Annotated in this window: 17 protein-coding genes and 1 pseudogene; 12 read left to right on the top strand and 6 right to left on the bottom strand. The window is 72.4% G+C overall.

All coding sequences use genetic code 11. The features are described 5' to 3' along the window. A partial coding sequence (locus ACFQO7_RS29980) for a helix-turn-helix transcriptional regulator (protein ID WP_376809524.1) occupies positions 1-1,449 on the top strand: 1,449 nt, incomplete at its 5' end. Here the strand turns inward: ACFQO7_RS29980 and ACFQO7_RS29975 are convergent. Then, on the bottom strand, positions 1,432-1,857 hold the full coding sequence (locus tag ACFQO7_RS29975; protein ID WP_376809523.1) for a hypothetical protein: 426 nt from the start codon (positions 1,855-1,857) through the stop codon (positions 1,432-1,434). The two genes, ACFQO7_RS29980 and ACFQO7_RS29975, sit on opposite strands and share 18 nt — an antisense overlap. Positions 1,858-1,960: 103 nt before the next feature. Here ACFQO7_RS29975 and ACFQO7_RS29970 point away from each other — a divergent pair, with 103 nt between their 5' ends. The 4 genes and pseudogenes from ACFQO7_RS29970 to ACFQO7_RS29955 all read left to right on the top strand — a co-directional run bounded on the left by ACFQO7_RS29970 (position 1,961) and on the right by ACFQO7_RS29955 (position 5,418). Further along, positions 1,961-2,194 carry a hypothetical protein gene (locus tag ACFQO7_RS29970; RefSeq protein ID WP_376809522.1) on the top strand — a complete coding sequence of 78 codons (234 nt, stop codon included), beginning with the start codon at positions 1,961-1,963 and terminating at the stop codon, positions 2,192-2,194. Positions 2,195-2,293: 99 nt separating this feature from the next. Then, positions 2,294-2,752: pseudogene (locus tag ACFQO7_RS29965) on the top strand (SigE family RNA polymerase sigma factor); the annotation flags it as partial. 1,314 nt (positions 2,753-4,066) lie between these two features. After that, the gene (locus tag ACFQO7_RS29960; RefSeq protein WP_376809521.1) at positions 4,067-4,582 is read left to right on the top strand and encodes a SigE family RNA polymerase sigma factor; all 516 of its coding nucleotides are present in this window, start codon (positions 4,067-4,069) and stop codon (positions 4,580-4,582) included. After that, entirely contained in the window at positions 4,579-5,418 is an 840-nt protein-coding gene (locus ACFQO7_RS29955) for a hypothetical protein (RefSeq protein ID WP_376809520.1), read from the top strand. The genes ACFQO7_RS29960 and ACFQO7_RS29955 overlap by 4 nt, the downstream gene beginning before the upstream one ends. A 52-nt stretch (positions 5,419-5,470) precedes the next feature. On the opposite strand, the gene ACFQO7_RS29950 is transcribed toward ACFQO7_RS29955, so the two are convergent. From ACFQO7_RS29950 to ACFQO7_RS29935, 4 genes are read right to left on the bottom strand one after another with little or no spacing between them, the layout of a single operon-like run. Further along, complete coding sequence (locus tag ACFQO7_RS29950; RefSeq protein ID WP_376809519.1) at positions 5,471-7,549, bottom strand: alpha-galactosidase; 2,079 nt, start codon at positions 7,547-7,549, stop codon at positions 5,471-5,473. Further along, complete coding sequence (locus ACFQO7_RS29945) at positions 7,546-8,370, bottom strand: carbohydrate ABC transporter permease (protein WP_376809518.1); 825 nt, start codon at positions 8,368-8,370, stop codon at positions 7,546-7,548. Before ACFQO7_RS29945 ends, ACFQO7_RS29950 begins: the two co-directional genes overlap by 4 nt. Next, positions 8,367-9,275, bottom strand: coding sequence for a carbohydrate ABC transporter permease (locus ACFQO7_RS29940; protein WP_376809517.1), 909 nt, complete (start codon positions 9,273-9,275; stop codon positions 8,367-8,369). The genes ACFQO7_RS29945 and ACFQO7_RS29940 overlap by 4 nt, the downstream gene beginning before the upstream one ends. 1 nt (position 9,276) lies before the next feature. Continuing rightward, entirely contained in the window at positions 9,277-10,572 is a 1,296-nt protein-coding gene (locus ACFQO7_RS29935) for an ABC transporter substrate-binding protein (RefSeq protein WP_376809516.1), read from the bottom strand. Positions 10,573-10,732: 160 nt separating this feature from the next. On the opposite strand from ACFQO7_RS29935, the gene ACFQO7_RS29930 reads away from it, so the two are divergent. The 7 genes from ACFQO7_RS29930 to ACFQO7_RS29900 are packed head-to-tail and all read left to right on the top strand — an operon-like array spanning position 10,733 to position 16,768. After that, positions 10,733-11,479, top strand: a complete 747-nt coding sequence (locus tag ACFQO7_RS29930) for an SDR family NAD(P)-dependent oxidoreductase (protein ID WP_376809515.1) — start codon at positions 10,733-10,735, stop codon at positions 11,477-11,479. A gap of 36 nt (positions 11,480-11,515) precedes the next feature. Then, a complete protein-coding gene (locus ACFQO7_RS29925) occupies positions 11,516-12,226 on the top strand; it encodes a FadR/GntR family transcriptional regulator (protein WP_376809514.1) in 711 nt (236 codons plus the stop codon). Beyond that, positions 12,223-13,368, top strand: coding sequence for a galactonate dehydratase (dgoD, locus tag ACFQO7_RS29920; RefSeq protein ID WP_376809513.1), 1,146 nt, complete (start codon positions 12,223-12,225; stop codon positions 13,366-13,368). The genes ACFQO7_RS29925 and dgoD overlap by 4 nt, the downstream gene beginning before the upstream one ends. Continuing rightward, positions 13,362-14,300 carry a hypothetical protein gene (locus tag ACFQO7_RS29915; protein ID WP_376809512.1) on the top strand — a complete coding sequence of 313 codons (939 nt, stop codon included), beginning with the start codon at positions 13,362-13,364 and terminating at the stop codon, positions 14,298-14,300. The genes dgoD and ACFQO7_RS29915 overlap by 7 nt, the downstream gene beginning before the upstream one ends. Continuing rightward, positions 14,297-14,917, top strand: coding sequence for a bifunctional 4-hydroxy-2-oxoglutarate aldolase/2-dehydro-3-deoxy-phosphogluconate aldolase (locus ACFQO7_RS29910; RefSeq protein ID WP_376809511.1), 621 nt, complete (start codon positions 14,297-14,299; stop codon positions 14,915-14,917). Before ACFQO7_RS29915 ends, ACFQO7_RS29910 begins: the two co-directional genes overlap by 4 nt. Then, the gene (locus tag ACFQO7_RS29905) at positions 14,914-15,852 is read left to right on the top strand and encodes a sugar kinase (protein WP_376809510.1); all 939 of its coding nucleotides are present in this window, start codon (positions 14,914-14,916) and stop codon (positions 15,850-15,852) included. The genes ACFQO7_RS29910 and ACFQO7_RS29905 overlap by 4 nt, the downstream gene beginning before the upstream one ends. 25 nt (positions 15,853-15,877) lie before the next feature. Next, positions 15,878-16,768, top strand: a complete 891-nt coding sequence (locus tag ACFQO7_RS29900) for an SMP-30/gluconolactonase/LRE family protein (protein WP_376809509.1) — start codon at positions 15,878-15,880, stop codon at positions 16,766-16,768. Between the two features lie 24 nt (positions 16,769-16,792). On the opposite strand, the gene ACFQO7_RS29895 is transcribed toward ACFQO7_RS29900, so the two are convergent. Continuing rightward, positions 16,793-18,190, bottom strand: a complete 1,398-nt coding sequence (locus tag ACFQO7_RS29895; protein WP_376809508.1) for an alpha,alpha-trehalose-phosphate synthase (UDP-forming) — start codon at positions 18,188-18,190, stop codon at positions 16,793-16,795. Positions 18,191-18,574: the final 384 nt, after the last annotated feature.

Below are 18,574 nucleotides of genomic sequence, written 5' to 3'. Positions count from 1 at the left end.
GCCGCCATGGACGCCGCGCTGCTGCTGGCCGACCGGGCGCTGACCGGACCGGATCCCGCCGCACGCGCCGAGGCCGCGATGGTCACCGCGGCGGCGCTGGCCCACCGCGGCCAGCTCGGCCGCAGCGCCGAGCTGTACCGCTGGTCGGACACGCCCGAGGCGGCGGCGTACGCGGCGATCGCCGCCACCGCGACCGGCCGGCCCGACCGGCTCGACCCGGCCGCGGACGCACCGCCCACCGCCCCGCCCACGCTGTTCACCGGGGCGGCCGCGCTCATGGCCCGCGGGCTGCGCGAGACCCTGGCCGGTTCGCCGACCGCCGCCCTGTCGTCGCTGACCCAGGCCGCGGCGCTGCTCGAACCGGCCGGGCGGGCGGAGCTGCTGCCCGACAGCCCGGCCGCGCTCGCCGCGGTCGTCGGGCTGCACTGCTGCGAGTTCGACCTCAGCCAGTCGGTCCTGGCCCGCGCCGTGCAGGCCCGGATCGGCGGAGCGCTGCTGGCCCGACGCCACCGGCTGCTGCAGGCGTGGATCCACATGACGCGCGGGCAGACCGCGGCCGCGGCCGAGATCCTCGCCGCCACAGTCGACGGCGGTCCGCTGGAACCCCGCGACCAGCTGTTCGCCACGGCGCTGGAGGTCGGCATCGCGCGCCGCGACAGCGACCTGCCCGCCCTGCTGCGCGGCTGGGAACGGGCCCGCGAAGCCCTGGTGCGGCACCCGGTGGAGCTGTTCACGCTGCTGCCGCTCGGTGAGCTCACCGTCGCGGCGGCGCGGGCCGGTGAACCCGGTGTGGTCGGCGAGCCGCTGCGCGAGGCGTTCGCGCTGCTCGGCCGGCTGGGCGACCCGTCGCTGTGGGCGGCGCCGCTGCACTGGAGCTGCCTGCACGCCGCCATCATCGGCGAGGACGAGACGCGCGCCGCCGAACGGGTGGCCGCGCTCGGACGCGCCCGGCACACGGCGTATGGCGCGGCCGTCGCCCGCGCCGCCGAGAGCTGGTGGCAGGTCTGGCACGGCGTCGTCGACGCCGTGGCCGTCGAGGCCGCCGCCCGCGGGCTGCACGGCGTCGGGCTGCCCTGGGACGCGGCCAGGCTCGCCGGACAGGCCGCCATCCGCACCGCCGACCGGCGCACGATGACCACGCTGCTCGACTACGCCCGGCTCCTGCAGCCCAAACCCGACCGCCGTGCCGCACCGGACCAGGAACCGGCCGCGCGGATCGACCAGGCCCGTGACCCGAACCCGCTGACCGCACGCGAGCAGGAGGTCGCCGATCTCGTGCTGGCCGGGCTCACCTACCGCCAGATCGGCGAGAAGCTGTTCATCTCCGCCAAGACCGTGGAACACCACATGGCCCGGATCCGCCGGCGGCTCGGCTGCGACAGCCGCAGCGAGCTGCTCGCGAAGCTCCGGGCGATGGCGGCCGAGCCCGGATCAGGCGATCCGGTATGAGACGTCGGCCGTCATCGCGATGCCGATCCCGCCGACGACCCTCAGCTCCCCCACGCCTGCCACCATCGCCGGGCGCTGCGTACGCGCGTCCCTGACCTGGAAGGAGAAGCCCTGCCGGATCGTGTCGTCGCCGCGCGGCTGGGCGACGTAGAACCGCTCGTCGCCGCCGAACGTCCACCCGCCGTCGGCGGTCCTGGCGAACAGGTAGACCGTGTCGAAGCTGTTGCGGGGCACCGCGATGGGCACGGTCTGGCCCTGCCCGTCCGGCAGCAGCCGCCACCCCACCGCGCGGGAGTCCCGGCCGCCGCACAGGGCGACGAACAGGGCGCGGCCGCTGTGGTTGTGCACCGTCAGCCGGCGGTTCGTGTCGGTGACCAGCCACGTCCCGCCACCGCTGCCGGTACCCAAGATCTCGAAAGGATCCATGCGCCGCCGTCTTCCCGAGGCCTCCAGGACACCGCCATGGTATCGACGGACATGACATCGGAAAGGGCTTGGCGATGACGACTGCATGTCCTGCCGATGTCCCGGCGGCGAGCACCGTCGGGATCGGACCATCGCCGTCGAGTTCGCCGACAACGCGATGCTGTGGCGGTGGGCGATGAGCCACGGCTACCGCGCCTACATCGAGGACCTGCCGGACGAGCACCGTCAGGAGTTCCACCGCCGGTGGATGGAACTGCCCACGACCGACCGGGTCCTGCAGCGGACCGCGGGTGTCTGGTCCGGCCGCAAACCCGGCTGAGCGTACGCGCGGACACACCGCCGGCCGCTCGGGGAAAATACCGGTGTGCGATCACCAACTCGCCGGCGGCGAACCGCGTGTTGGTGGCGGAGGTGACGGATGGACAGGTACGACGGTTTCCACGACTTCGTCGTCGCGCGGGGTGGTGCGCTGTCGCGCACGGCATACCTGCTCACGGGTGAGCACCACGCCGCCGAGGATCTGGTGCAGACCGCGCTGGCCAAGGCGGCGGCCCGGTGGCGGCAGATCGTGGACCAGGGCCAGCCCGAGGCGTACGTACGCCGGATCATGGTCAACGAACGGATCACGTGGTGGCGGCGTCGCCCGGCCAAGCCCGTCGGGCACGTGCCCGACCTGCCCGGCCCCGACGAACCGCACCAGATCGTCGACCGGATCGCGCTCGGGCAGGCGCTGGACACGCTGAGCCCGCGGCAGCGCACCGTCGTGGTGCTGCGTTTCTACGAGGACCTGTCCGAAGCGGATACCGCGGCGGCCATGGGCTGCTCGATCGGCACCGTCAAGAGCCAGACCCATGTGGCGCTGGGCCACCTGCGCCGCGCGCTGCCGTTGTTCGCCGAGCAGGCCGGCCAGTACGCCGACGCGAACGCCGCGGTCGCCACGGCAGCCCGGCGGCGGGCCCGGCGCACGGCCGTGGTCGCGGCGCTGGCGCTGGTGCCGCTCGCCCTCGGGCTGATCGTCTACGCGGCGCTCGGCCCGGCGAAGACCCCGCCGCCGCTGACCCCCACGCCGACCTCGTCACCGCGCCCGTCGCTGGTCGCGCCGCCCGGCTCGCCCGCGCTGCCGGAGCGCGTGCCGGCGGCCGGGGAGGTGCTGCCGGACCTGCCGAAGGACCGCGGTGTCGGGCCCGCGTCGCTGCTGCGCGCGGACCTCGACGGCGGCGTGATGACGGTGCAGATAGCCGCCGCGTCAGGCTGGTACCGGCTGCGGATAACCGCCCCGGAACCGCACGTGCCCACACTCTGGCTGTCACCCGACGGCCGCTGGCTGAGCTGGACCGAGCAGGACGGGCAGGTCATGCTGCGCGACCTGACCGGCACCTCGCAGCGGCGCCTGGCCGGCAGCCCCTCCTTCTGGTCCCGCTCGGGCGACTGGCTCGTCATCGACGTGCCCTACCCGGCCGACGCCTTCGGCACGCGGCTCGTCCCGCTGGCCGGCGGCAAGGAGTACCCGCTGGCCCGCAGCGGCCGATGGGACGACATCAAGGGCGTGCTCGACACCGGCGAGGTGCTGCGCGGCACCGCCGACAAACCCGGCAGGACCAGTTTCTCGCTGTCGGTTACCGATCCGCGTACCGGCCGCTCCCGCCGTGTCGACGTGGACGTCTCAGCCCTGCTGAAACCGGATGACCACGTGCTCGCCCACGCGGACCTGCCCGTTGTCGTCCCCGTCACCGCCAGCACCGCGGCGGTCCTGGTCTTCACGGCCGAGGACCGCGAGCACCGCGCCACGTACGTCGAGTTCTCGCTGGTGGACGGCACTGCGATGCATCGGATCGACCTGGCCGGGCACCGCGGGTCGGCCGAGATCTCGGCGTTCCCGTGCCTGCAGGGCCGCGACCTGATCTGGAGCGACGGAAAGGTGCTGCGGCAGGCCGTCTTCGGGACGACGACCGGCGGCGCGGCGCTCGACCTGCCCGCCGACGGTTTCGCCTATCGCCTCCCCGGCTGCCGGCGCGAGGCCGCGTACCGGGAGGGCTGAGACCGCGCTTGCTCTGTGGCCGGTGGCACCCGTCGAGTGGTGCCACCGGCCGTTGCGGAGTCCCAGCGGCGAGGTCCGCGACAACCGCAACCGGCGTGACATAGTGACGCCTCCCCGGGCGCGTGTTGATGGGTGACACGAGGGAGGTACCTGATGGATGAGCTCGCCGAGCGCGAGTTCCGGGAGTATGTGGCGGTGCGGCAAGGGGCCCTGTTCCGCGTCGCCTATCTGCTCACCGGGCATCACCAGGATGCCGAGGATCTGCTGCAGGTCGCGCTGACGAAGCTGGCGCTGCACTGGCCCAGGGTGCACCGGTCGGGGTCACCCGACGCGTACGTCCGGAAGATCCTATATCGCCAGCACATCAGCGTCTGGCGGGTCAGCCGCAACCGCCGCGAGTATGCGACGGAGCTGGTGCCCGAGCGGGGCGCGGTCGAGGACCCGGCCGGTGAGACGGTCCTCAAGCTGGCGCTGGCACGGGTGCTGGGCGAGCTGACCCGCAGGCAGCGGGCGGTGGTAGTGCTGCGCTACTACGAGGACCTGCCCGAGGCCGAGGTGGCCGCGCTGATGGGCACGTCGATCGGCACGGTGCGCAGCCAGGTTCATCGGACGTTGACCCGCCTTCGTGTGCTGTGTCCGGAGCTGCGATACATCGAGGAGCCAGTATGAATGCACCGCCCGAACCTGAGCTGAGAGCAGCGATGCGGCGGCTGTCGGAGGTCGCCGGGCCGGCGGACCTCGCCGATGCGGCGCTGCAGGGCGCTAAGGGCATGCGCCGCAAGCGCGGTGCGCTGACGGCACTGGCCGCCGTCGCAGCGGTCGCGGCGCTGGCCGTGCCGTTCACGATGCGGGGCGCGCCGCCTGCCGCCGCGCCGGGGATCGGCCTGCCGGTCGGGGCTGCCTCGTCGCCGCCCATCGCCGGTGAGTGCGAGACCGCGCCCATGGTCAACCCGACGACGAAGGAGGTCGCGGCCGAAAACCTGCCGGAGTATGTGCGCACGGTCCTGGACCTGCTGCCCGACCGGGACGACTACGTCGTGCAGAACGCCTACGACCTGTGCAACCCGGGCCAGGCGGACATCTCGAACGCCTACACCGTGATCAACCTTGGCCACCTGCGCGAGCACGGGCACCTGACCGTGAACCTGTACGTGCACGAGACCTCCCCGTGGGTGCCGGACTCCTGCGCCGACCTGAACGCGATCGCCGCGGCCGGGCTGCAGCCCCAGGACGTCGTGTTCTGCGAGGACGCCGTCGGCGCGCAGCCGTTGCGCTACGGGCTGTCCTACGCCGGCTCCCTCACCGTCGGAGCCGTGTACGCCGATCATCGGGCGGTGGTCATGGAACGCCACGACGAGGCGGCCTCGGCGGTCAGCGTCGAGCAGCTGAAGGCGGTGGTCTCCAGTCAGGATCTGCTGAGCCTCGTCCCGGTGACGGACGGTCCGCTGCCGACCACGGCGGCACGGGGGCCGGAGGTCAAGGCGAGCGCGGCGCCGAAGCGCTGACGGGCAGGGCGATTACCCGCGGGGGCATCCTGCGGGTAATCGCCCTCTCCGTTCACTTGCGGTGCAGCACGATCAGCTCCGCGTCGTGGTCGGCCGTCCACTGCACCGGCACGCCTACCGCGCTCAGGTGGCTGCCGGAGTACCCCGGTCCGTCCTGCTGCCGGTAGGCGTCCTGGCGGCCGAGGCCACGCAGGGGCAGGCGCACCGGCCGCGACGGCAGCAGCCCGGGCCCGTCGAGCCGCCCGGTGTTCCAGGCGAGCACGATTACGGTCGCGCCGTCGGGTGCGGTGTACTGCACTGCGCAGCGCGCCTGGTCCGGCCCGCCGATCAGGTGCACCTCGCCGCGTTGGATCACCTGGCGGATCTGCTTGTACCGGGCGATCCACGAAGCCGCTTCGGCGCGCTGCCGCTCGTCCCAGTGCCGGATGTCCGCGCCGATGCCGAGCACGCCCGCCATCGCCAGCACGAACCGGAACGCCAGCGAGCGCGGCCGCGGGTCGAACAGGCCGGGCGCGTCGGTGACCCACGAGCTGAGCAGGTGCGGGGCGTTGGCGTGCAGGAAGCCGTGCTGGATGGCGAGCCGGTCCAGTGGGCCGGTGTTGTCGCTGGGCCAGACCACGTCGGCGCGGGCGGCCATGGCCAGGTCGGTGCGGCCGCCGCCGCCCGCGCACGCCTCGATGATGACGTCGGGGTGGTCGCGGCGCAGCTGTTCGTAGATGCGGTGCAGGTTGGCCACGTGCGCGCCGTCGAGGTCGACGGGTGCGGCGCTTGCGGCCCGGCCGGGTTCGGTGCGGGGGCGGTTGAAGTCCCACTTGAGGTAGCCGATGTCGTGGCGGCGCAGCAGCCCGTCGACGGTGCCGTGCACGAACTCGGCGACCTCGGGCCGGCCGAGGTCGAGCAGGAGCTGGTTGCGGACCAGGGTCTGCGGGCGGCCGTCGACGGCGTACACCCAGTCGGGGTGTTCGGCGTACAGCCGTGAGGCGGGGCTGACGCATTCGGGTTCGACCCACAGGCCGAAGGTGAGTCCCATGGCGCGGATCTGCGCGATGAACGCGTCGAATCCGTCGGGGAACTTGGCCTCGTCGACGGTCCAGTCGCCGAGCCCGCCGCGGTCGTCGTGGCGGCCGATGAACCAGCCGTCGTCGACGACGAACGCCTCCGCGCCGATCTCGGCGGCGGTGCGGGCCAGGGCGAGCTGGTTGCCGGCGTCGACGGCGAATCCGGTGGCCTCCCACGAGTTGTAGAGCACCGGCCGGAGGCGGTCGAGCCGGTCTCCGGCGAGCCGGCGCTGGTAGGTGTGCCAGACGCGGGCGAGGCCGTCGAGGCCTTCACCGCTGTAAGCGCCGGCGGCGACGGGCAGCGTGAGCGTGCCGCCCGGGGGCAGTTCGAGCGAGCTGTCGGCGAGGTGGCGGCCGGCGGTGACGCGGGTGAGGCCGCCGGTGTCGCGTTGGGCGCTGATCTCCCAGGAGCCGGTCCAGGCGAGTGCGACGCCCCAGGCGGGGCCGGTCTCGTCGGCGCGGTCGCGCACGGCGAGCCAGGGCACGAACAGGTGTCCGGGCACGCCCTGGGCGCTGCCGACGGCGAACCGGCCCTGGCCGAGGTCGACGTGGTCGAGCTGGAACTCCTGGGCCCACTGGCCCCACTGGTAGCTGATCCGGGCGCCGTGCGGGGTGGGCAGGTTGAATCCCGCGGAGGCGGCCTGGACCAGGCGCAGTGTGGTGTCGCCGGGGTTGTGCAGTTCGGTCCACCGTTCGACGACGTCGGTGCCCTCGGCGATGCGGTAGCAGTGCTCGGCGCGCAGTCCGGTGACCGGGTCGGTGAACAGCACACTCAGTTGTCGCTCGTCGCCGGTCGCCTCCTGGAAGTCCCAGGACACGCGCCGGTCGCCGGTGGGCAGTTCGACGATCAGTTCCGCACCGGCGAAGGGGCGTACGCCGTCGGTGGCGTATTCGACCGGGGCGTAGTCGCCTGCGGTGAGGAACGGGGTCGGCCCGGTGTAGGCGACCGGTGACGGGCCCGCGCTGACACCGTGCGGGCCCCAGGCGACCAGTTCCAGCCAGCGGCCGTGGTCGGGCACGGCGACGGTGTACTCGGTGTGCTCGCCGCGCAGGGTCCACTGCCGGTTGCTCATTTGACTGCTCCGATCGCCAGGCCTGAGATGAAGTGGCGCTGGAAGGCGAGGAACACCGCGACCGTCGGCACGGCGGCGATGACCGTCCCGGCGGCGATGACGCTCCACGACGACACGAACTGGCCCTGCAGGCCGAGCAGTGCCGGGGTGACCGGCATCGTGGCCTCGGTGCGGATGACGGTGATAGCCCACAGCAGGTCGTTGAAGATCCAGGTGAACGACAGCGCGCCGAGCGCGGCCAGGGCCGGTCTGGTCAGCGGCAGGATGACCCGGGTGAAGATCTGCCCGACGCCGGCCCCGTCGATGGTGGCGGCCTCCTGGATCTCGTTGGGCAGGTCGCGCATGAAGCCGTGCAGCACGAACGTGTAGAAGCCCAGTCCGAAGCCGACCTGCACGGCGATGAGCGCCCAGAGGGTGTCGTACAGGCCGGTGAGCTCGCTGAACTTGCTGACCGGGATGAGCACGATCTGGGGTGGGAGCAGGTTGCCGGCGAGCATCAGCAGCAGGATGGTGCGCCGGCCGGGGATGCGGTAGCGGCTCAGGGCGAACGCCCCCATCGCGCCCAGGCCGAGGCTGAGCAGGACCGCGGGCACGGTGACCAGCAGGCTGTTGATCAGGGCCTGCAGCTGGCCGCCGTCGGTCCACGCCTGGACATAGGTGTCGAGGGTGAACGAGTGCGGCAGGCTGCCGACGCCGTTGGCGGCGATGTCGTCGAAGGTGCGGGTGGACAGGACCACGACCCAGATGATCGGGCCGAGCCACAGCAGCGACACGGCGATCATGGCGGCGTGGTAGCCGCCGGTGCGCAGTTTGCTGATCATGACTCCTCCCGGAAGGCGCGGACCAGGTAGCCGATGATGACCACGAGGGCGAGCAGGAAGATCACCACGGCGATCGCCGAGCCGTAGCCCAGGCGCAGGCTCTGGAACGCGGCCGAGTACATGTAGGTGCTCAGCAGTTCCGAGGAGTGGTACGGGCCGCCGCGGGTCAGCGACCAGACGATGTCGAACGAGCGCAGCGAGTCGATGACGATGACCGACAGGATGACCGCGTTGACGCCCTTGAGCTGCGGAACGGTGACGTGCCACAGCCGCTGCCAGCTGTTGGCGCCGTCGACTTTCGCCGCTTCGTGCACGGCTGGGTCGACGGCCTTGAGCCCCGCGAGGTAGAGCACCATGATGTAGCCGATCTGCCGCCACAGCGACGGGATGATCACGGCGTAGAACGCGGTCTCCGGGTCGGCCAGCCACGGCCGGATGAGGTGTTCGAGACCGAGCGCGGTCAGCACCTGGTCGACGAGCCCGTCGGGCTGGTAGAAGACCCGCCAGACGAGCGCCGTGACGACCAGCGAGAACACGACCGGCAGGAACAGCGCGGCCCGGTAGAAGCCGACGCCGCGACGTTCGCGCTGCAGGGCCAGCGCCATGCCGAAGCCGCCGATGACGGACAGGCCGCCGAACAGCAGCAGCCACAGGACCGTGTTGCCCAGGGCGCCCCGGAAGACCGGGTCGCCGGCCAGCTCGACGTAGTTGTCGAAGCCGACGGGTACCGGGGCGGCCAACCCGTCCCACCGCGTGAACGAGAAGAAGACCCCTTGGATCGCGGGCCAGAACACCCAGATGCTCTCGACCACGAACGGCACCAGTACGAAGGTGAGCAGCAGCGGCGACGGCCGAAACGACCGCCGCCGCCGTGCAGTGCTGTTGGTGGAGCTGACCGCGGTCACGTCAGCCCTTGAAGACCTTCTCGGCGTTCTTCTGCCACTCGGCGAGGATCGCGTCGATCTGGTCGGGCTTGTCGATGAACCTGGTCAGCGCCGTGTCCGCGGTGGGCTGCAGCGCGTCGCTGGAGTCGCGGTTGAAGAACTGGGTGAGTTCTGCCGCGCCGGCCAGCATGGCCTTGCCCTTGGCGACCAGCGGCGTCTCGGCCGCCTTGGCCTTGGGGTTGGCGGGCAGGATGATGCCGGCGCTGTTGGCGACGTAGGCCTCCTGCGCCTCCACGGAGGCCACATAGGTCAGCAGCGCCTTGGTGGCGACCGGGTTGGCCGACTTGGCGCTGGCGAACAGGCCGTCGGTGGGCGCCTCCTCCGCGACCGGCACCGCCGGGTCGATGATCGGGAACTGGAAGAAGTCGAGGTCCTCGACGACGTCCTTGGCGGTGGCGTCGGCCAGGAACGTGCCGATGAGGAACATGCCGGTCTTGCCCGCGAGCAGGGCGGTGGTCGCCTCCTGGAACGGGTACGCCTTGCCCTTGGGGTCGAAGTACGGCAGGACCTCGCTCCACTTGGCGAAGACGGCCTTGACCTTGGGGTCGTCGAAGCGCTGCTTGCCGGCGAGCAGTTCGCGGTGGAACGGCGCGCCGTTGATGCGGATGTTGAGGTAGTCGAACCAGGCGGAGGCGACCCACGGGGTGTCGCCCAGGCCGATGCCGATCGGCGGGATGCCCTTGGACTTGAGGGTCTGGCACAGGGTGAGGAACTCGGCCCAGGTCTTCGGCGGCTGCACGCCCCACTTGGCGAAGTTGGACTTGCGGTAGAAGAAGCCCCACCAGTAGTTGTTCATGGGGACGAAGATCTGCTTGCCGGTCTCGTCGGTGGACACGTTGCGCATCGCCGGGGTGTAGTCGCCCAGGCCCTGCCACACGTCGGAGACGTCGAGCAGCAGGTTCTTGCGCGAGTAGGCGTTGGCGACCGAGCCGGAGTACCAGGTGTACAGGTCCGGCGGGTTGGCGGAGCTGAGGTAGGTCGGCAGCTGGGTGCGGTAGATCTCGGTGGCGACGGTGTTCAGCGTCGCGGTGCCCTTGCCGAGCTTGTTGAAGTCGGCGATGAGCTTCTCGAGGCCGGACTTGGCCGCCCCGGTGAGGTTCGACTGGAGGGTGATGCCGCCGCCGGCGGGGGCGTTGCCGGAACCGGCGGAGCTGGCGCAGGCGCTGAGCAGGGGGCCCGCGCCGAGGGCGCCGAGACCGGCGAGGCCGAGGCCGAGCAGCCGGCGACGACTGGGATCGAAGTCGCTCACTGAGGACATCCTTCCTGAGGGATGCTGGGGGTGACTGTGCGTATGTCGATCACGTAAATCCGTATGACGAACAGGTTGCATCGCGCCCCGGCAACTGTCAAGATATCTTCGTAATTAATGATTAGATCTCGGGTGGGGATCACTACTCCGGCAGATGGGGAGCCAGTCTATGCGCGGCCTTGACGGCAAGAACGCCCTGATCACAGGGGCGGCCGGCGGCATCGGCGCGGCCACCGCCCGCCGGCTGGCCGCCGAGGGCGTCGCCGTGGGCCTGCTCGACATCGCCGACACCGGCCCGCTCGCCGACGAGATCAACCGCTCCGGAGGGCGCGCACTGTCAGTGACCGTCGATGTCTCCGACGAGGCCGCCTGGACCGAGGCCGCCGCGACCGTGCGCGCAGCCTTCGGGCCGATCGGCATCCTGGTCAGCAACGCCTACGCCGTCGAGGTCACCCCGGCCCACCTGACCACCCGGCAGTCCTGGGACCACCAGCTCGCCGTCAGCCTCACCGGCACCTTCCTCGGCGTGCGCGCCTGCCTTGCCGACCTGCGCGCCGAGCACGGCGCGGTCGTGGTCGTCTCCTCGGTCCACGCCCTGGTCGGGCTGCCCGGCCGGCCCGCATACGCCGCGGCCAAGGGCGGACTGGTGGCCCTGGCCCGCCAGCTCGCCGTCGAGTACGGTCCCGAGATCCGCGTCAACACCGTGCTGCCCGGCCCGATCCTCACCGCCGCGTGGGACGACGTGTCCGAAGCGGACCGGCGGGCCAGCGTGGCCGAGACTGTCGCCAAGCGGTTCGGCACCCCCGACGAGGTCGCCGCCACGATAGCGTTCCTCGCCTCCGCCGACGCCGCCTACATCACCGGGACCAGCCTGGTGGTCGACGGCGGCTGGACCGCGACCAAGGCCTCGGCCTGACCTGACCGGCACCGACGAGCGAGAAGGCGCGAAGCATTGGCACAGTACACAGGACGCGGCGTCCACGGGCAGACCGTCGAGATCATCGCCGGGCGGATCCTCGCCGGCGAGATCGCCGAAGGCGCGACGATCAACCTCGCCGCGCTGCAGGAGGAACTCGACATCAGCCTCACCGTGATGCGGGAGGCGCTCAAGGTGCTCACCGCCAAGGGCCTGGTCGACGCCCGCCCCAAACGCGGCACGTTCGTGCGCCCCCGCGCCGCCTGGAACCTGCTCGACGCCGACGTCATCCGCTGGCAGTTCGCCGGCGGCGCCGACGCCTCGCTGCTCGACCAGCTGCACGAGGTCCGCGCCATCATGGAGCCCGCCGCCGCGAAACTCGCCGCCGTCCGCGCCACCGACGACGACCTCGCCGCGCTCGACGCCGCGCTGGCCCAGATGGCCGACGCCCAGGACGACCCGGCCGCCGCCGTCGCCGCCGACCTGAACTTCCACCGCGCCCTGCTGCACGCCGCCCACAACGAGTGGCTCGAACGGATGAAGGTCGTCATGGAGACCGGCCTGGCCGAACGCGACAAGCTCGTGCACGGCGCGCAGCACCACGACGACCCTGTCCCCAGTCACCAGGCCGTCGTGGCCGCGATCCGCGCCCGCGACGCCGCGGCCGCCGAACGCGCCATGGGTGACCTGCTGGACAAGGCAGCACAGGACGTCGACCACGTCCGCAAACAGAAGGACACCCGGTGAAGATCGACCGAATCGAGACCTTCCTCGTCGCGCCGCGCTGGCTGTTCTGCCGCGTACAGACCGACGACGGGCTGGTCGGCTGGGGCGAGCCCGTCGTGGAAGGCCGGGCCGAAGTCGTCCGGGCCGCCGTCGACACGCTCGCCGAACTCCTCATCGGCGAGGACCCGCTGCGCATCGAGCACCACTGGCAGGTGCTGACCAAGGGCGGCTTCTACCGCGGCGGCCCCGTGCTGTCCAGCGCCGTCGCCGGGCTCGACCAGGCCCTGTGGGACATCGCCGGGCAGGCCTACGGCGCGCCGGTGCACGCCCTGCTCGGCGGCCCGGTCCGCGACCGGGTGCGCATCTACGCCTGGATCGGCGGCGACGACCCGTCCGAGATCGGCGAGCAGGCCGCCGCGCAGGTCGCCGCCGGGATGACCGCGGTCAAGATGAACGCCTCCGGCAGGCTGTCCCCCATCCCGACCTCCGCCGAGGTCGACGCCGTCGTCAGCCGCGTCGCCGCCGCCCGCGAGGCCCTCGGCGAGCACCGCGACATCGCCGTGGACTTCCACGGCCGGGCCGGGTCGGCCGCCGTACGCCGCATCCTGCCCGAGATCGCGCCGCTGCGGCCGTTCTTCGCCGAGGAGCCGGTCCTGCCCGACCAGGCCCACCGCCTGCACGACATCGTGACCTGCTCCCCCGTGCCGATCGCGACCGGCGAGCGCCTCTACGGCCGGGCCGAGTTCCTCGCCCCGCTGCAGGCCGGTGTCGCGGTCGTGCAGCCCGACCTGTCCCACGCGGGCGGCATCTCCGAGGTGCGGCGCATCGCCGCGCTGGCCGAGACCCACGGCGCGGTGCTCGCCCCGCACTGCCCGCTGGGCCCGATCTCGCTGGCGGCGAGCCTGCAGGTCGCGCTGGCCACGCCGAACTTCCTGATCCAGGAACAGAGCATCGGCATCCACTACAACCAGGGCAGCGAGCTGCTCGACTACCTGGTCGACCCGGCGCCGTTCGCGTTCGTCGACGGCCACATCAACCGCCTGGACGCCCCGGGGCTGGGCATCACCGTCGACGAGGCCGCCGTACGCAGGGCGGACGCGACCGGTCACGCCTGGCGCAACCCGGTCTGGCGGCACGACGACGGCTCCTTCGCCGAATGGTGACCGACGCACCGGTCACGCTGCACGCCGCGCTGGACCCCACCCACGGCGGCCGGTGGACCAGCCTGTCCGGCGGCGGCCGCGAATGGCTCTGGCACCGCCCCGGCACCGCCCGCGAGGACGTCTCCGCCAATGACGCCTTCGTCGACGCCGGTGGCCTCGAAGAATGCCTACCGACCGTGCGCGGCCTGCCCGACCACGGCGACCTCTGGCCCCACCCCTGGCAGCGGGACCCGGGCGGGCGACACCTCAACCCCTCCGGTGGCGTCGTAGCCGGGCGCGACAGCGGCGGCTCCGGCTACGACGCCGCCGCGACCAGCGACGAGCCCGCGTCCCGCGCGACGATCACCCGGCCCGAGTTCACCCTGACCAGGACCGTGCGCCACCGCGACGACGCGGTCATCGCCGACTACACGCTCGCCGCCGACCCCGGCTACCGGTTCTTGTGGGCCGCCCACGCCCTGCTCGACCTGAGCCCCGCCGCCCGCCTCGACGCACCCGACGGCACCACCACCAGGCTGTACCCCGAAGCAGCACCCCTGCTCGCCGAACCGTGGCCCGGCGACCGCCCCTGGATCGAAGGTCCCTGGCCCGCTCCGGCCGGGCTGGCCCTGGACCGGCTCGGCCCCGACGACGGCACGGCGCTCGGCGCGATCCTCACCGACTGCCCGACCGTGCACGTCACCGACGGGGCCGACCGGCTCACCCTGCACCTGGACTGCGACGGCCAGCCCCGCTCCACCGCCCTGTGGCGCAACCTGCGCGGCTGGCCCCAACCCGGCCCCTACCGCAGCATCGGCGTCGAACCGATGCTCGGCGCCGTCTTCGACCTCGCCGAGGCCGGCCCCGGCGACGCCGCCGAAGTGCCCGCGTCCGGCCAGGTCACCTGGCGGCTCACCATCACCGCTCACCGCCGCGGAGGAACCCCCGCATGACCCTGCTCGACACCCTGCGCGCCCACCGGCTGCTCGCGATCGTGCGCGGCCCCGACCCGCAGGCCGCCCTGGACAGCGTGCTCACCCTCGCCGACAGCGGCGTACACCTGATCGAGGTGTCGCTGACCGCCGCCGGAGCGCTGGACACCATCGCCCGCGCCCGCGCCGCGCTCGGCCCCGGGTTCGCGCTCGGCGCGGGCACGGTGCTCACCGAGACCGACGCCCGCCAGGCCGCCGACGCCGGCGCGACCTTCCTGGTCACCCCCGCCATCGCGCCGAGCCTGGCCGAAGCGGCCCGCCTCGGGCTGCCCGCACTGGCCGGCGCGCTCACCCCCAGCGAGGTCGTGCAGGCCACGCTCGCCGGAGCGGCCGCGGTGAAGCTGTTCCCCGCCTCCATCGGCGGCCCCGGTTACCTGCGCGCGCTGCGCGACCCGTTCCCGCAGACCGCGTTCGTGCCCGTCGGTGGCGTCGACGCCACCCTGGCCCCGCAGTACCTGCAGGCGGGCGCGGTCGCGGTCGGCGTCGGCTCGCCGCTGCTCGGCGACGCAGTACGCGGCGGCGACCTCGCCGCGCTGCGCGAGCGCGCCCAGGCGTTCCTGGCCGGAGTGGCCGCATGACCGACGTGCTCACCCTCGGCGAGACCATGGCCGCGTTCCGGATGGCCGGACCGATGCGGCTCGGCGGCCCGGCGCACCTGTCGATCGCCGGTTCCGAGTCCACTGTCGCGATCGGGCTGGCCCGGCTCGGCCACCGGGTGAGCTGGCTCGGCGTCACCGGCGCGGACGAGCCCGGCGAGCTGGTACGGCGCAGCCTGCGCGCCGAAGGCGTCGACATCGCCCTGGCGCGCGTCGACGCCCAGGCCCCCACCGGGCTGATCCTGTTCGAGCCCCGGGTCGGCGACCTCACCCGGGTCGTCTACCACCGCACCGGCTCGGCCGGGTCCCGGCTGACCGCCGACGACGTGCATCCCGCGTTCGCCGACGGCCGCACACCGCGGATCGTGCACGTCACCGGCATCACCTGCGCCCTCGGCGACGGCCCGTACGAGGCCGTGCGGTACGCCGTCGGACACGCACGGGCCGCGGGCAGCCTGGTCGGCCTCGACGTCAACCACCGCACCCGGCTGTGGTCGGCGCGCCAGGCCGCGGAAGCGCTGCGCCCCATGCTGCCCTCCCTCGACCTGGTCATCGCCTCCGACGACGAACTCGCGGTGCTCACCGACGACCCCGACCCGGTCGCCGCGCTGCTGGCCGCGGGCGTACGCGAGGTCGTGGTCAAGCACGGCGCGGGCGGCGCGACCAGCCACGGCGAGCACGGCACGCTGCACCGGCCCGCCCGGCGGGTGCCGGTCGTCGACACCGTTGGCGCGGGCGACGCGTTCGTGGCCGGCTACCTGTCCGGCGTGCTCGACGGGGCCGACGCGGCGGCCCGGCTCGACCGCGCCGTCACCGTCGGGGCGTTCGCGGTCGCGACCCGCGGCGACTGGGAAGGGCTGCCGTCCCGCGACGACCTCGCCCTGCTCGACCACGACCCCGGCAGCGCCGTCCGCTGACGCCCTGCCCCCCGAGAGGAACACCATGACGACGCAGGAGCACACAATCCTGAGCAAGCCGGTGGCGTGGAGCGACGACCGGCTCGAACTCGGCGAAGGAGCCCGCTGGGTCGACGGCCGCCTCGTGCTCGTCGACCTGCTCGCCGGGCGGCTGCTGGAGACCGGCGGCGACGCACCCGGCCCGCTGCGTGGGCTGTACCGGCTGGATGTGCCGCTGGGCGCGGTCGCGCCGGTGGCCGGAAAGCCCGGCCGCTGGCTGGCCGCTGCCGGCACCGGCCTGGTCCTGCTCGACGGCGGACAGGTCCACCCGCTGACCGACCTGGAGTCCACCAACCCCGTCCCGGCGCGGATGAACGACGCGGTCGCCGACCCACACGGGCGGTTCTGGGCGGCGAGCATGACCTACGACGCCACGCCGGGCGGCGGCACGCTGTTCCGCCACGACGGCACGACGCAGGCGGCGGTCACGGGGCTGACCATCACCAACGGCCCGGCGTTCGACGCGACCGGCACGGTCATGTACCTGGCGGACACGCCGCTGGGCCAGGTCGACCGGTTCACCGTCGACCCGGCCACCGGCGAGCTGTCGGAGCAGACGCCGTTCCTGCGGCTGACGCCCGCCGACGGCTTCCCCGACGGCATGACCGTCGACGTCGCGGGCAACCTGTGGGTGGCGCTGTGGGGCGGCCACGCCGTACGCCGCTACCGGCCCGACGGCGCCCTCGACCGGGAGATCCGGCTGGGTGCGGCCCAGCCGACCAGCGTGTGCCTGGGCGGCCCGGACATGCGACGGCTGTTCGTCACCACCGCCTCCTATGGGCTCTCCGATCCCTCACCGCTCGACGGAGCGCTGCTGACGGTGGACGTCGACATCCCCGGTTCACCTGCCGCCGCCGCGGACCTTGCACGTGGATGAGGCGGCGGCACGGCAGCCGACCCGTCACCGCCCGGCGCAGGCGGCCTCCAGCGCGGTCAGGTAGGAGCGGGCCCAGGCCTGGATGTCGTTGGCGCGCACCTGCGCCCGCATGGCGGCCATCTGCGGGTTCGGCTCGGCCGGGTCGGCTTCCAGCGCCTCGACCATGGTGTCCTTGAGGCCCTCCACGTCGTGCGGGTTGACCAGGTAGGCCTGGGTCAGCTCCGCGGCGGCCCCGGCGAACTCGCTGAGCAGCAGCGCCCCGCACCCGTCGACGCGGGCGGCGACGTACTCCTTGGCGACAAGGTTCATGCCGTCGCGCAGCGGGGTGACCGCCATGACGTCGGCGGCGCGGTACAGCGCGGCCAGTTCGGTGCGGTCGAAGACCTGGCTGAGGTAGTGCACCGGGGCGACGCCGAGCCGGCCGAAGTCGCCGTTGATCCGGCCGACCTCGCGCTCGACCCGGTCGCGCAGCTGCCGGTACTGCTCGACGCGTTCCCGGCCCGGGATGGCGACCTGCACCAGGACCGTCTCGGGGACCTTGAGCCGGCCGTCGGCGAGCAGTTCCCGGTAGGCCTTGAGCCGGTGCTCGATGCCCTTGGTGTAGTCGAGCCGGTCCACGCTGAGGATCACCCGCTGCGGGTCGCCCAGGTCGGCCCGCAGTTTCGCGGCCTTGTGCACGACCTCGTCGCGGCTGGCCAGTGCCTCCATCTCGGCGGTGTCGATCGACACCGGGAACGCGCCGGTGCTGGTCACGTGGCCGTCGAGTTCGATGCCGCGCTCGTCGACGTTCGCGCCGAGCACCTTGGCGACCAGCTGCCGGAAGTTGTGGACGGCCTGGATGCGCTGGAATCCGATCAGGTCGGCGCCGAGCATGCCGCGCAGCAGTTCGGCGCGGCGCGGCAGCTGCATGAACAGCTCCGGGGGCGGGAACGGCACGTGCAGGAAGAAGCCGATGCGCAGGTCGGGGCGTTGCGCGCGCAGCATCGCGGGCAGCAGCTGCAGGTGGTAGTCCTGCACCCAGACCACGGCGCCGTGGGCGGCTTCGCGGGCGGTGCGGTCGGCGTAGCGCTGGTTGACCCGCTGGTAGGCCTCCCACCAGCGGCGGTGGTGCACCGCGGGTTCGACGGCGTCGTGGTAGAGCGGCCACAGGGTGGAGTTGGCGAAGCCCTCGTAGTGGTCGCGGATGTCGTCCTCGGACAGCTCGACCGGGATCAGGTGCACGCCGTCGACGTCGGGCAGCGATGGGGTCGGGCCGGGCTTGTCGGCCCAGCCGATCCAGGTGGCCGGCTTGTTGATGAGCACGGGATGCAGGGCTTCACCCAAGCCACCGGGGCTGCGCCGCCATTCGAAGACTCCCTCGGAGGCGGCGGCGTCGTTGATGGGCAGACGGCTGGCGACCACGACTAGCGAGGCGTCCCGCATCGGGTGCCCCCTTTCCGGGCTTTTACTGACATGAGGACGGTTCGTAAGGCTCTGCGGTTATTGATCGGGCCACGCGAACTTGTACCAACCCAAAGTTACGCCGCGATTACAGAACGCACTTCCTTTGTTCGTGCCAGTCTTCCTCACAGTAATCGCCGAGTTCCGTGCGATCCATGTTCGTCTCATCACGCCGTACACAATGGACGGTTTGATTACGCAGCTCGCACGTGCGAGAAGCAGGCGTGAACGTGAATCACGCCCGGATGGCAGCTCAGGCCCGACCTCACTGTCCGCACATCCGCGCGCTGTCGGCCGCGCTCACCAGGCGATGAAGATTAGCTTCTTGACCTTGCTCATATATGTAGCTAACTTTCACATTGCCGA

This window comes from Catellatospora aurea (genome assembly GCF_042663325.1).
Classification (GTDB): domain Bacteria; phylum Actinomycetota; class Actinomycetes; order Mycobacteriales; family Micromonosporaceae; genus Catellatospora; species Catellatospora aurea.
Note: the sequence above shows the minus strand (reverse complement) of the source record. Positions and strands in the feature narration are given on the sequence as shown.